We start from the raw sequence: 12,595 nt of genomic DNA on the forward strand, positions 1-12,595 counted from the left end.
TAGACCTGCGGGATGACCGACTATTCCCCCGATGCCACCGACTGGCGCATCCTGGGCGTCCTCCAGGAGGACGGCCGCGCCAGTTTCACCGAGCTCGCCCGCGCCGTGTCCATGTCCGCGAGCGCCGTCACGGAACGGGTCCGCCGGCTGGAGGAGGCGGGGATCATCACCGGCTACACGGCCGTCGTCGACCACGAGAAGCTGGGCAAGGCCATCCTGGCCCTGGTGCGGCTGCGCTACCCGCACGGCAACTACAAGCCCTTCCACGACTTCCTCGAAGCCACCCCGGAGATCCTGGAGGCCCACCACGTCACGGGCGACGACTGCTTCGTCCTGAAGGTCACCGCCCGCTCGATGGGTCACCTGGAGGAGGTCACGGGCCGGATCTCGGGCCTCGGCCCGGTCACCACGAGCGTCGTCTACTCGTCCCCGCTGTCCCGGCGACCGCTCAGTCCGTGACCGCCGCCGTGCGGTGGCGGACCACCGAACCGCCGCGCTGCTTGACGATCTCCAACTGGGCCTGCACGCGGGAGCGCAGGTCGCCGACGTGGCTCACGATGCCGACGCTGCGGTCCCGCTCGCGCAGGGAGTCGAGGACGTCGAGGACCTCGTCCAGGGCCTGGTCGTCGAGGCTGCCGAAGCCCTCGTCGATGAACAGGGTGTCGAGGCGCATGCCTCCGGCCTCGTCCGTGACCACGTCCGCCAGTCCCAGGGCCAGCGCGAGGGAGGCGAAGAAGGTTTCGCCGCCCGACAGCGTGGCCGTGTCCCGCTCGCTGCCGGTCCAGGCGTCGACGACGTGCAGTCCGAGCCCGGAGCGCCCGCGGCCCCCGGCTCTGGCGTCGGAGTGGACCAGGGTGTAGCGGCCGCCGGACATCCGCAGCAACCGGACGGTCGCGGCGGCCGCGACCTGCTCCAGGCGCGCGGCCAGGACGTACGACTCCAGCCGCATCCTGCGCTCGTTGTCGGAGGAGGTGCCCGCGGTGAGCCCGGCCAGTCGGGCCACCCGCTCGTACGCGGCGCGCAGCGGGCCCAGGGCGCGCAGTTCGTGTTCCGCCTGCCGGGAGAGCCGGTCGAGCTCGGTGCAGCGCACCCGGGCCGCGTCGACGGCGGAGCCGGCGGTGCGCAGTCGGGCGGCGGCGCGTTCCGCGCGGGCCTCGGCGGTGTACGGATCGGCGGCGGGCAGGGCCGCCGCGCGGGCGGTGTCCTGTTCGGCGTGCCGCTCGGCCAGCATGGCCTCCTCCGCCTGCCAGGCGTCGGTGCGGTGCTGGAGGGCGGTGCGCTCGTACTCGGGGAGCACGGCGTCGGAGGCCGCCTCGGTGGTGTCGAAGCCGGCCTTGAAGGCGGCGTCGGCGAGCTGGCCGTCGGCCTCCTTCAGCCGAGCGGTGGTGACTTCTGCCCGGCGCAGCGCGTCGGCGGCCGTGGTGACCATCCGGATCCGGTCCTCCAGGACACGGGCGCGGGCGGCGACGCTGGGGGCGTCGCCCCGTACGAGGACCAATTCCGCCTCCAGGGAGGCCTGTTCCCGGTCGAGGGCCTCGCGCCGCTCGGAGCGGGCGGCGGCCCGGCGTTCGGAGTCGAGCCGGTCGGCGCTGCGCGCGGCGTGCTCGCGCTCGGCGCGGGCCAGCCGTTCGCGGGCGGTGTGCAGGGCGGCGGCGTCCGCGTGGGCGGCGGCGTGCCGGGCACCCAGGTCCGCGGTGAGCGCCCGCAGTTCGGCGGTGGTCGACTTCCCGGCGGCGGAAGCGGCCTCGGACTCGGCCTCCCGGACGGCCGCGAGCCTGCGCTCGACGGTGGCCCTGCGCTCCTCGGCCTGTTCGAAGCGGGCGTGGGCGGAGTCCTCGGCGGCCCGGTCGACGTGCCCGGCGGCGGGGCGGGCCGGGGCGGGGTGCTGCTCCGACCCGCACACCGTGCAGGGTTCCCCGGCGGTGAGGGCCTCGGCCAGTTCGGCGGCGATGCCGCGCAGCCGGGCCTCCTTGAGTTCGAGCCAGCTCTCGCGTGCGGCGGCGGACCCCTCGCGGGCCAGGAGCAGTTCGGCCGCGGCGGCCTCGGCGTCGGCGGCCAGGGCGTCCCGGCGGCCGGCGGCGGTGAGCTGCATCCGGACGGGCTCCAGCCGGCCGGCGAGTTGCTCGGCCAGGGTCGCGGCCTGCTGGGCGGCGTCCACCCGTCCTTGGAGGGCGGCCCGGGTTCCGTCCCAGCGGGCGAGCCAGTCGAGGGACTCCTGGTGTTGTTCGTCGGCGTCCCGGGTCTCCCGCTCCAGGGTGGCCCGCTCGCGGCCGATCTCGGCGCTGCGCTGCTCGGCCCGGCGGGCGGCGCCGACCGCTCCGAGTTCCTCGCGCAGCCCCTGTTCGACGGCGGCGAGCTGTTCGGTGCCCGCTTCGGCGAGGGCGGGCGGGAGCACGGAGCGGGCGACGGTCTCGGCGTGTGCGGCGGTGAGGTGGGCAGCCGCCGCGGCTCCGCGCATTTCCAGCGCGGGAGCCACGAGGGCGCCGCGGCGGGCCCGGTCCAGGAGGTTCCGTACGCGTTCGCGTTCCGGGGCGTCCTGGGCCAGCCGCTCCGCCCGTCGGGTGGTCTCGGCGTGCCGCTGCTGGAGCCGGTCGAGTTCGCGGGCGTCCTCGGAATCGCGCCGGGCGGCCGCGTGCCGGCCCTCGACGGCGGCCAGCGCGTACTCGGCGACGGTGAGCCGTTCCCGCGCCGAGCAGCGGGCCACGGCCGCCCACGCCCGGACGGCCTCGGCGAGGCCGGGATCGCCCGGCTGGTGGCGGGGCAGGGGCCAGGCGCGCAGGTCGGCGCTGTCCCCTGCGGCCTGGGCGAGTCGCTGGGCGGCGGCGAGGACCTTCTCGTCGCCGGCGCGCACCTTGGCCTCGGCGGCCCGGCGGCGTTCGGCGAGCAGTGCCTCGACGGCGGCGAAGCGGCGGGTGTCGAAGAGCCGGCCGAGGAGCCGGCCGCGGGCCTCGGCTCCCGCGCGCAGGAACTGGGCGAACTCGCCCTGAGGGAGCAGGACGACCTGGCAGAACTGCTCGCGGCTCATGCCGAGGAGCTGTTCGATCTCCTCGCCGATCTCCTGGTGGGAGCGGCTGAGCGCGGTCCAGCCGTCGCCGGTGTGCTCGCGCAGCAGGCTCTGCGGTTTGTCCTTGGTGGTGCCGGTGCCGCGTTTCTTGGGCCGGTCCTGTTCGGGGCGGCGGGTGATCTCCAGGCGGCGGTCGCCCGCGGTGAGTTCGAGGGTGATCTCGGTCGGCACGTCGGGGCCGGCGTGGTCGCTGCGCAGGCTGGTGCCGGGTGCCTGTCGGGAGCCGGGCACGGATCCGTAGAGGGCGTAGCAGACGGCGTCGAGGACGGAGGTCTTGCCCGCGCCGGTGGGTCCGTGGAGCAGGAAGATCCCGGCGCCGGACAGGGCGTCGAAGTCGATCTCCTGGGGTTCTGCGAAGGGCCCGAAGGCGGTGATCCGGAGCCGGTGCAGCCTCATCGGGCGGTCTCCTGACGGCTGTCCTGGGCGCGCACGTCGTCGAAGGCGCCCCGCAGCACGTCCCGTTCGGCGTCGTCGGGGGTGCCGCCGCCGCGGACGTGCGCGACGAAGTCCTCGGCGATCTCCTGGTCGCTGCGCCCCTTGAGTCGTTGGGCGTAGGAGGCCGCCTCGTGTTCCTCGCGGCCCTCGGGTTCGAAGGCGAGGCTGAGGGTGTGCGGGAAGCGGGCGGCGAGGCGGGCCATGGGGTCGGCGGGGCGGACCGGGTCGGTGAGGGTCGCCTCGATCCAGTGGTCCTCGCGGGGGGTGAGGGTCGGGTCGTCGAGGAGCTCCTCCAGGCGCCCGCGGAGCCGGGAGAGGTCCTTGGGTACGGGGGTGTCGATCCGTTCGGCGGTGGTGATCGCGCCGTCGGCGTCGAGTTCGATCAACCACATCGTCTTGCGGTGGTCGGCTTCGGAGAAGGAGTAGGCGAGCGGGGAACCGGAGTAGCGGACCCGTTCGTTGATCGTCTGGCAGCCGTGGAGGTGGCCCAGGGCGGCGTAGTCGACCCCGTCGAAGACCGAGGCGGGCACGGCCTCGACCCCGCCGACGGTGATGTCGCGTTCGCTGTCGCTGGCCTGCCCGCCGGTGACGAAGGCGTGGGCGAGGACGACGGAGCGGGTTCCGGGCATCCGGCCGGCCAGGTCGGCCCGGATCCGGTCCATGGCGGCGCCCAGCACCGCCTCGTGGCTGACCTTCTCGGCGCCGAACTCCTCCTTGACGAGGGCCGGTTCCAGGTAGGGCAGCCCGTAGAGGGCCACCTCGCCGTGTACGTCGGCCAGCACCACGGGGTCGGCGCAGCCCGCGGGGTCGGTCCTGAGGTGGATGCCGGCCCGGCCGATGAGCCCGGCCCCGACGCCGAGGCGGCGGGCCGAGTCGTGGTTCCCGGAGATCATCACGGTCGGCACGCCGAGTTCGGCGAGCCGGTGCAGGGCCCGGTCGAACAGCTCGACGGCGGGCAGTGGGGGCACGGCCCGGTCGTAGACGTCCCCGGCGACGAGGACGGCGTCGACCTCGTGTTCCCGGACGGTCGCGACGAGGTGGTCGACGAAGTCGGCCTGGGCTCCGAGCATGTTGACCCGGTGGAACGATCTGCCGAGGTGCCAGTCCGAGGTGTGCAGGAACTTCACTCGCTCGCTCCGACCCGCACGCTTGATCTCCTTCGTGGCCCTGCTCCGACCCTCCAGGCTAACCCGTTCCCCGGTTCCACCACCGCGTCCTTCCGCTCCTCGGACCTCAGGAGTGACGGGGGCCGGGGTGCCGGGCCGGACACCGGGGGGCGTCGGCGTGGGGCTCAGCCCTCGCCGTAGGCCTCGCCGCCGAGCTCGAAGCCGGCGGTCCCGGCGGTGATGTCGGCCAGCCAGGCACGGAAGGCCTCGATGTCCGCCTCGGGGAGCCCGATGTCGATGGCGACCGCCTCGCCGTAGCGCACGTCCAGCACGGCGCGGCCACTGGAGCGCAGGTCGTTCTGGGCCCTGCCGGCCCGCTGGTGGTCGACGGTGACGGTGGCCAGTCGGTAGCGGTGGCGGGTGACGGTCCCGAGCGCGTCGAGGGCCTCGCCGACGACTCCGCCGTAGGCCCGGATGAGGCCGCCCGCGCCGAGCTTCACCCCGCCGTAGTAGCGGGTGACGACGGCGACGGCGTAGCGGATGTCGCGCCGGGTCAGCATCTGGAGCATGGGGACCCCGGCGGTGCCGCCGGGCTCCCCGTCGTCGCTCGCCTTCTGGATCGAGGCGTCCGCGCCGATCACGTAGGCGAAGCAGTTGTGCGAGGCGGTGGGGTGTTCCTTGCGGATCCGCGCGATGAACTCCTGCGCCTCCCGCTCCGTCGCGGCGGGCGCGAGCGAGCACAGGAACCGCGAGCGGTTGATCTCCGACTCGTGCACGCCCTCCCGGGCCACCGTCACGTACTGGTCTGCCTTCACCGCTCCACCCTACGGGGAATCGGACAGGTGTCCTTTTCGTTGATCGGGCGGAGAGACCCGACCCGGCGACGGGCCAATACAACAGGAGGCGGCGCGCGTGTACGGCGACCAGGAGACCATCCGCAGGATCCTCACCGAACTCGGCGACACCTGGGCCGTGGTGGGGTTGTCCAACAACGAGGACCGGGCGGCCTACGGCGTGGCCCGCGTCCTGCGGCGGCACGGCAAGCGCGTGGTTCCCGTGCACCCGAAGGCGGAGACCGTGCACGGCGAGCCGGGGTACGCCTCGCTGGAGGCGATCCCCTTCGAGGTGGACGTGGTGGACGTCTTCGTGAACAGCGCCCTGGCCGGGGCGGTGGCGGACGAGGCGGTGGCGGCCGGTGCCCGGGCGGTCTGGTTCCAGCTGGGCGTGATCGACGAGGCGGCCTTCGCCCGGACCCGCGCGGCGGGCCTGGAGATGGTCATGGACCGCTGCCCCGCGATCGAGATCCCGGCCCTGTGACCGACCCCTCCCCGGGTGGGGAGGGGTCGGGGGGCCGGGCTGCCCAGGGCCTGTCGTCGAAGTCCCGTCGTCGCCCGGACCGCGAGGCAGACGGGAGTTCGACGACAGGTCCTAGTGGTGCCCGTTGACGCCGTGGACCGGCGGGATCGACACGGCCATGGTCATCTCCATGGGCACGGCGCCGTCGTTGCGGTACGCGTGCGGGACGTTCGCCTCGAAGGAGACTGCTCCGCCCGCGGGCACGGTGTGGCGCTCCTCCGAGATGACCAGGGTCAGCTCGCCCGCCGTGACGTGCAGCATCTCGAAGGTTCCGGCGGGGTGCGGATCCGAGGCGGTCCCGTCCCCCGCCTCCAGCCGGTAGGTCCACATCTCGACCGGTCCGCGCCGGTCGTCGCCGAGCAGCATGTGCGCCTCGCTGCCGGCGTCCCCGGTCCACATGCGTACCCCCTGCCCCGGCGGCACCACGCGTACCTGGGGGCCGCGCTCGTGGTCCAGGAGGGTGGTGATGCTGACGCCGAGGGCGTCCGCGAGTTTGACGGTCGTGCCGACGCTGGGGTTGGTCCGCGCCTGCTCGATCTGGATGATCATGCCGCGACTCACCCCCGCGCGGGCCGCCAGCGCGTCGAGGGTGAATCCGCGCTCGCCGCGCCACCGCTTGAGGTTCCGGGCGAGCGCCTGGGTGAGCTGTTCGAGGTCCGACACCATTCCGTCCAATATTTTGAATGACGCAGTACAACAAAGTGAACTAACCTACGGCGTACTCGATCCTGCACCCCACCGTTCACCGCACTGTACTGCGAGGCCCCTGCCATGACCGCCCTCTTCGCCCTGGCCACAGCCGTCCTGTGGGGACTCGCCGACTTCGGCGGAGGACTGCTGACCCGCCGGATTCCGGCGCTCACCGTGGTGGTCGTCTCCCAGGTCGTCGCGGTCGTCGTGCTCGGCGCGGTGGTGATCGGCACGGGCGCCTGGCGGGAGGCCGGCCCCCAGCTGTGGTTCGCCGTGGGTGCCGGCCTCGTCGGCCCCGTCGCGATGCTGAGCTTCTACAAGGCGCTGGCCCTCGGCCCGATGGGCGTGGTCTCGCCGCTGGGATCCGTCGGAGTGGTCGTGCCGGTCGGAGCCGGGCTGTTGCTGGGCGAGCGGCCCGGCCCCGGGCAGTTCGCGGGCATCGCGGTGGCCGTGGTCGGCATCGTCCTCGCGGGCGGACCCGAACTGCGGGGAGCGCCCGTACAGCGCAGGGCCGTGGTGCTCACCCTCGTCGCCGCGTTCGGATTCGGCGCGGTGATGGCCCTCATCGCGGAGGCCTCCACGACCGTGACCGGCCTGTTCCTCGCCCTCTTCGTCCAGCGGGTCACCAACGTCACGGTCGGCGGCGCCGCCCTGTGGGCGCAGACCCGGCGGGGCGTGCCCGCGCTGCCGGAGGGCACCGGGCCGCGCGTCCTGTGGGGCATGCTGCCCGCCCTGGCCTTCGTCGGCCTCGCCGACGTCGCCGCGAACGGCACGTACTCCGTCGCCGCGCAGAACGGCCCCGTCACCGTGGCGGCCGTGCTCTCCTCGCTGTATCCCGTGATCACCGCGCTGGCCGCCTTCGCGGTGCTCAAGGAGCGACTGCGCGGCATCCAGGCGGCGGGTGCCGGTCTGGCCCTGGCCGGAACGGTGCTGCTCGCGGCGGGCTGAGGCACCGGGGCGGCCGGGCCGGGGGCCGAGACCCTCGGGGCCGGCCGGGCCGGCCGCCGGGAGGCCCTCAGGCCCCGCCCGCCTCGGCCTCCGCCAGTTGCGCCAGCCCGCGCAGTTGCTCCGGTGTCATCCCGTCGGGGATCGGCACCGGCGCCGGGGTCCGCAGCGGCGGCTGCCAGCCCGTCGCGGGCTCCCAGCGGCGTACGATCCGGGCCGGCGCCCCCGCCACGACCGCGTGGTCGGGCACCTCGCCCCGGACGACGGATCCGGCGGCCACCACCACGTTGCGGCCCAGCCGGGCCCCGGGGAGGATCACCGCGCCCGTGCCGAGCCAGCAGCCGGGCCCGATCTCCACCGGCGCGCTGCGGGGCCACTGCCGGCCGACGGGCTCGTTCGGGTCGTCGTAGCTGTGGTTGGTGGAGGTGATGTACACGCCGGGACCGCAGAAGGTGTCGTCCCCGATGGTGATGCGGGTGTCGGCGATGACGTGGCTGCCCCGACCCAGGACCACTCCGTTGCCCAGGACGAGGACCGGCTCCCGGCCGAGGTCGAGGTCGGGCATCATCCCGGCGGTCAGGGTCACCTGCTCGGCGATGATGCAGTGCGCGCCGAGCCGGATCCACCGCTCACCGAAGACGGTGCCCTGGGGGAAGGCGAGCCGGGTGCCGTCGCCGATGGCGTCGAAGCGCAGGCGCCCCGGGTTCTGTGCGGTGATCGCGCCCGCCTGCTGCATCCAGCGCCATCCCGCGTGCGCCACCCGGCCCGCGACGCGGCGGCGCAGGGCGGTCAGGGATGAGAACGTGTTCTGGTTCTTCGGCACCCGGCCACGGTAGTGGTCCGCGCGCCGGGCGTCGGGACCCCCGACCTGTGATCTTCACCCCATCGCCGGACCGGCCGGACGCGTGCCCTACGGTGCCGGTAGCGCGGCATCCGGAAGCAGAGGAAGAGATCATGACGTTTCAGGCGGGCCAGGCACTCATCGCGGGCGTCGGCGGGAAGCAGCCGACCGTCGACCCGACGGCCTTCACCGCGCCCACCTCGGTGGTCGTCGGCGACGTCACGCTCGGCGCCGGCGCGAGCATCTGGTACTCGGCGGTGCTGCGCGCCGACTGCGGCCCGATCACGCTCGGCGCGGACAGCAACGTGCAGGACAACTGCACCGTGCACGTCGACCCCGGCTTCCCGGTGTCCATCGGCGAACGCGTCTCGATCGGCCACAACGCCGTCGTCCACGGCTGCACCGTGGAGGACGACTGCCTCATCGGCATGGGCGCGACCGTGCTGAACGGCGCCGTGATCGGCGCCGGTTCGCTGGTCGCCGCGCAGGCCCTCGTCCCCCAGGGCATGGTGGTCCCGCCCGGCTCCCTGGTCGCGGGCGTGCCCGCGAAGGTGCGGCGGGAGCTGACCGAGGAGGAGCGCGAGGGCATCAAGGTCAACGCCGCGATGTACACCGCGCTCGCCGAGCAGCACCGCGCGTCGGTGACGCCGGCCTGAGGCACCCGACGGCGCGGGCCCGGCACGTACCGGGCCCGGGGCCGTGGCGGCGGGCGCGTCGCGGGCCCGCGACGTAGAACCGTGCCGTCAGTCCGCGACGCCCGCCGTCACGGGCGCCGGGGCCGGATCCACATCCGTGTCCGCGTCCGCGCTCTCGCGGATCTGCGCCGCGGCCTTCTTCATGCGGCTGCGGATCACGAGGGTCACGATGAGGCCGCCCGCCACGGCCAGGGCGAGCGCCAGCCAGGAGAACCGCTTCAGCCAGGGTTCGGCGACGATGCCGACCGAGTAGATGACGGCGGTGGTACCGCCGGCCCAGAGGATCCCGCCGAGGATGTTCGCGACGAGGAACCGCCAGTAGGGCATGCGCAGGACGCCGGCCAACGGCCCGGCGAAGATCCTCAACAGGGCCACGAACCGGCCGAAGAAGACGGCCCACATGCCCCACTTGTCGAAGGAGCGCTCCGCGAGGGCCACGTGCTCGGGCCCGAAGTGCTTGGGGAAGCGCCGCCCCAGCTTCTCCAACAGCGGCTTGCCCCCGCGCCGACCGATCGCGTAGCCGATCGAGTCGCCGATGATCGCGCCGGCGATGGCGCACAGGCCCAGGACCACCGGGTCGATCTCCCCGTGCTGGGACGCCAGCAGGGCCGAACTGACCAGGATGATCTCCCCGGGCAGGGGAATGCCCAGGCTCTCCAGCCCGATGACGAGACCCACCAGGAGATAGACGCTGATCGGCGGAATCGTCTCCAGCCATTCCTGGATGTGCACCGGTGGGTCCTCCCGAGTTCTCGCCGGCGGGCTCCCGTGGCGCGCCGGACGGGGCAGCCTATCGGCTCCTCACGACCGCCTTCGCCCGCAAGGTCAACTCGCGTGACGACCGGCCGACGAAGACTTCCCGGCGACCGGTACCGGGCACCCAGGCCCGCCGCTCCGCGTCCCACGACGACAGCGTCCGCGCGTCGATGTCCACGGTGACCCGTCGGGACTCCCCCGGCGCCAGGACGAGCCGCCGGTATCCGGCCAGCACCCGCACCGGCTGGTCGAGCGCGAGTCGCTCCGACGGCCCGAGGTAGACCTGTGCGACCTCGGTGCCCTTGCGGCGGCCGGTGTTGCGTACGGTGAACTCCGCGCGGAGGCCGCTGCGTTCGGGCCGTACGGTCAGCTTCTCGTAGGCCCACGTCGTGTACGAGAGCCCGTGTCCGAAGGGGAACAGCGGGGCCGCCCCGCGCTCGTCGTACCAGCGGTGGCCGACGTGGACGCCCTCGCCGTACTCCTGCCGGCCTCCCACCCCCGGGTAGCGCAGGAGGTCCCCGGCGACGGGGGTGGTCCGTTCGTCGGCGGGAAAGGTCTGGGTCAGTCGGCCCCCCGGGTCCACGTCCCCGAAGAGGATGTCGGCCGTCGCTCCGGCGCCCTCCTGGCCCGGGTAGTACATCTGGAGGACCCCACCCGTACGGGCGAGCCAGGGCATGGTCGTGCACGAGGAGGTGTTGAGCACCACGGTCGTCCGGGGATTGGCCGCGGTCACCGCTTCGATCAGCGCCTCCTGTCCGCCGGGCAGCCCCAGTGAGGTCCGGTCGTGCCCCTCGACGGCCTCCTCGAACGCGAACAGCACCACGCTGTGCGCGGCCCGGGCGACCCTCACCGCCTCGGCGACGTCCGCGGCCCGCGTGGCCCGGGTCGTGTGCCGCAGCCGGAACCGCTGCCCGTCGGCGCCGCCCTCGGCGGTGACGGCGAGTCGGTGGACGCCCGCCTTCAGCGCGAGCGTGCGCCGACCGACGCGCAGCCCGTCGGGGGCGTGGCCCAGCAGGGCCCCGCCCGGCTGCTCGGCCGACCCCGGCCGGGAGGGGAACAGCTCCTCACCGTCGAGCCGGACGGACGGCCGTTCCCCGGTGTGGTGGACGAGCAGGGTCCACTCGTCGTCGGCGGCCAGCGTGAACGTCCCCTCGTGGCTCCAGGAACGGCCGGCCTCCACCCGCCGGTCGTCGAGCGCGGCGTTCGGGGTCAGCAGCCCGGGCGGCATCGCCCTGCCGTACGGGTCCTCCCCGAGGGCGTGGCGTACGGCGGCGCCCTTGCCCGCGCGTCGCGTGAGGGCGGCGAGCGGGGAGAGGGTTCCGCTCGTCGCGGGCGCCGGCCGCGCGCTGCCGGCCCCCGCGACGAGGGGGACCCCGCCGGTGGGGCCGATGACCGCGATGGAGCGGGCCGCCACGCCGGTCAGGGGCAGGGTGCCGCGTTCGTTGCGCAGCAGCACCGCCCCGGCGGTGGCCACCTTCCGCGCCGTGCGGGTTCCGGCGGCCGGCTGCGGGGCGGGGCGGGCCGGAGGGGTGTCGGTGAGCAGGCCGAACCGGTCCAGGGTGGTCAGGACGCGGCGTACGGCCAGGTCCACGGCCTCCTGCGGGACGGAGCCGCCGTGCACGGCTTCGCGCAGGGGGCCGCCGAAGTGGGTGCCGCCGGGCATCTCCATGTCGAGGCCGGCGGTGATCGAGGCGACGGTGCTGTGGAGGGCGTCCGGGTCGGACAGCACCCATCCGTCGAACCCCCAGCGGCCGCGCAGCACTTCGTCGAGCAGGGGACCGCTCTCGCAGGCGTGGACGCCGTTGATCTTGTGGCGGGCCGCGGTCACGGCACCCGCCCCGGCGGCCACGGCCGCTTCGAAGCCCCGCAGGGCGGTCTCGTGGAGGGTCTGCTCGCCGACGCTCACGTCGACGGTGTCGCGGCCCTGTTCCTGGTCGTCGAGCGCGAAGTGCGTGACGGCGGCGATCAGCCCCTCGTCCTGGATGCCCCGGACGACCTGGCCGACGATGTCGGCGGTCAGCCGCGGGTCCTCGGCGAAGGTCTCGAAGTTGCGTCCCCCGTACGGGGTGCGGATCAGGTTGGCCCGCGGCCCGAGCAACACGTCCCGGCCGTACGCGCGGCCCTCGCGGCCGAGGACCTGCCCGTACTCGCGGGCCAGCGCGGGGTCGAAGGCGGAGGCGAGCATGACGGGGGCGGGCAGCACGGTGGCCGTCCCACCGGCGGCGCCCCCGACGCCGAGGGGCCCGTCGGCGAGCCGCAGCGCGGGGATGCCCAGGCGCGGCACGCCCGCCACGTATCCGGCGCGGCCCCGCGGATCCGGATTCGCGTCCGGGTCCGGGTCCGGGTCCGGGTCCTTGCCACCGTGCAGCAGGGCTGTCTTCTCGTCGAGGGTGAGCCGCTCCAGCAGGGCGTCGACGCGGGCCCCGACGGCCGGTTTCCCGGCGGCGGCCGGAGCCGGTGACGCCTTGCGGGGCAGGGCACCGGGAGGCACGCCGGCCACGCAGCCCGCCGCACCCGCGGCGCAGCCGGTGGCGCCCACCGCGCCGAGCAGCCGGATCGCGGAACGTCTGGACACGGCCTCGCTCATGGGCGCTCCCCTGCGGCGGCGCCCGGGCGCCGGCCTCGGCATCGGTGGGCGGGAGCGGCCCGCGCCGGACCGCTCCCGAGGCCCACTGTGCGCGCCGGGACCCCGGGGCCGGGCCGGACG

General features: G+C 74.6%; 11 protein-coding genes. 4 read left to right on the forward strand and 7 right to left on the reverse strand.

Translation table 11 applies throughout. The features are described from left to right. Nucleotides 1-12: 12 nt before the first annotated feature. A complete protein-coding gene (locus tag ACZ58N_RS03335) occupies nt 13-459 on the forward strand; it encodes an Lrp/AsnC family transcriptional regulator (RefSeq protein ID WP_471154995.1) in 447 nt (148 codons plus the stop codon). On the opposite strand, the gene ACZ58N_RS03340 is transcribed toward ACZ58N_RS03335, so the two are convergent. The 3 genes from ACZ58N_RS03340 to ACZ58N_RS03350 all read right to left on the reverse strand — a co-directional run bounded on the left by ACZ58N_RS03340 (nt 449) and on the right by ACZ58N_RS03350 (nt 5,420). Beyond that, complete coding sequence (locus ACZ58N_RS03340) at nt 449-3,460, reverse strand: AAA family ATPase (protein ID WP_471154997.1); 3,012 nt, start codon at nt 3,458-3,460, stop codon at nt 449-451. The genes ACZ58N_RS03335 and ACZ58N_RS03340 overlap by 11 nt on opposite strands. After that, complete coding sequence (locus tag ACZ58N_RS03345; protein WP_471154999.1) at nt 3,457-4,626, reverse strand: exonuclease SbcCD subunit D; 1,170 nt, start codon at nt 4,624-4,626, stop codon at nt 3,457-3,459. Before ACZ58N_RS03345 ends, ACZ58N_RS03340 begins: the two co-directional genes overlap by 4 nt. Before the next feature lie 164 nt (nt 4,627-4,790). Next, nucleotides 4,791-5,420, reverse strand: coding sequence for a YigZ family protein (locus ACZ58N_RS03350; protein WP_471155001.1), 630 nt, complete (start codon nt 5,418-5,420; stop codon nt 4,791-4,793). Between the two features lie 97 nt (nt 5,421-5,517). Between ACZ58N_RS03350 and ACZ58N_RS03355 the strand changes: the two genes are divergently transcribed. After that, nucleotides 5,518-5,922 carry a CoA-binding protein gene (locus ACZ58N_RS03355; RefSeq protein ID WP_471155003.1) on the forward strand — a complete coding sequence of 135 codons (405 nt, stop codon included), beginning with the start codon at nt 5,518-5,520 and terminating at the stop codon, nt 5,920-5,922. Nucleotides 5,923-6,033: 111 nt separating this feature from the next. Here ACZ58N_RS03355 and ACZ58N_RS03360 read toward each other — a convergent pair whose 3' ends face one another. After that, complete coding sequence (locus ACZ58N_RS03360; RefSeq protein ID WP_471155223.1) at nt 6,034-6,624, reverse strand: helix-turn-helix domain-containing protein; 591 nt, start codon at nt 6,622-6,624, stop codon at nt 6,034-6,036. 108 nt (nt 6,625-6,732) lie between these two features. Between ACZ58N_RS03360 and ACZ58N_RS03365 the strand changes: the two genes are divergently transcribed. After that, nucleotides 6,733-7,599, forward strand: coding sequence for an EamA family transporter (locus ACZ58N_RS03365; RefSeq protein WP_281209845.1), 867 nt, complete (start codon nt 6,733-6,735; stop codon nt 7,597-7,599). A gap of 67 nt (nt 7,600-7,666) precedes the next feature. Here ACZ58N_RS03365 and ACZ58N_RS03370 read toward each other — a convergent pair whose 3' ends face one another. Next, on the reverse strand, nt 7,667-8,419 hold the full coding sequence (locus ACZ58N_RS03370; protein ID WP_471155006.1) for an acyltransferase: 753 nt from the start codon (nt 8,417-8,419) through the stop codon (nt 7,667-7,669). Between the two features lie 131 nt (nt 8,420-8,550). On the opposite strand from ACZ58N_RS03370, the gene ACZ58N_RS03375 reads away from it, so the two are divergent. Then, nucleotides 8,551-9,093 carry a gamma carbonic anhydrase family protein gene (locus tag ACZ58N_RS03375; protein ID WP_471155009.1) on the forward strand — a complete coding sequence of 181 codons (543 nt, stop codon included), beginning with the start codon at nt 8,551-8,553 and terminating at the stop codon, nt 9,091-9,093. An 87-nt stretch (nt 9,094-9,180) separates the two neighbouring features. On the opposite strand, the gene ACZ58N_RS03380 is transcribed toward ACZ58N_RS03375, so the two are convergent. Further along, complete coding sequence (locus ACZ58N_RS03380) at nt 9,181-9,864, reverse strand: DedA family protein (protein ID WP_471155011.1); 684 nt, start codon at nt 9,862-9,864, stop codon at nt 9,181-9,183. Nucleotides 9,865-9,922: 58 nt separating this feature from the next. Then, nucleotides 9,923-12,475: a beta-glucosidase gene (locus ACZ58N_RS03385; RefSeq protein WP_471155014.1), complete on the reverse strand. Its 2,553-nt coding sequence runs from the start codon at nt 12,473-12,475 to the stop codon at nt 9,923-9,925. Nucleotides 12,476-12,595: the final 120 nt, after the last annotated feature.

It is taken from the genome of Streptomyces sp. NPDC040432 (assembly GCF_055595445.1).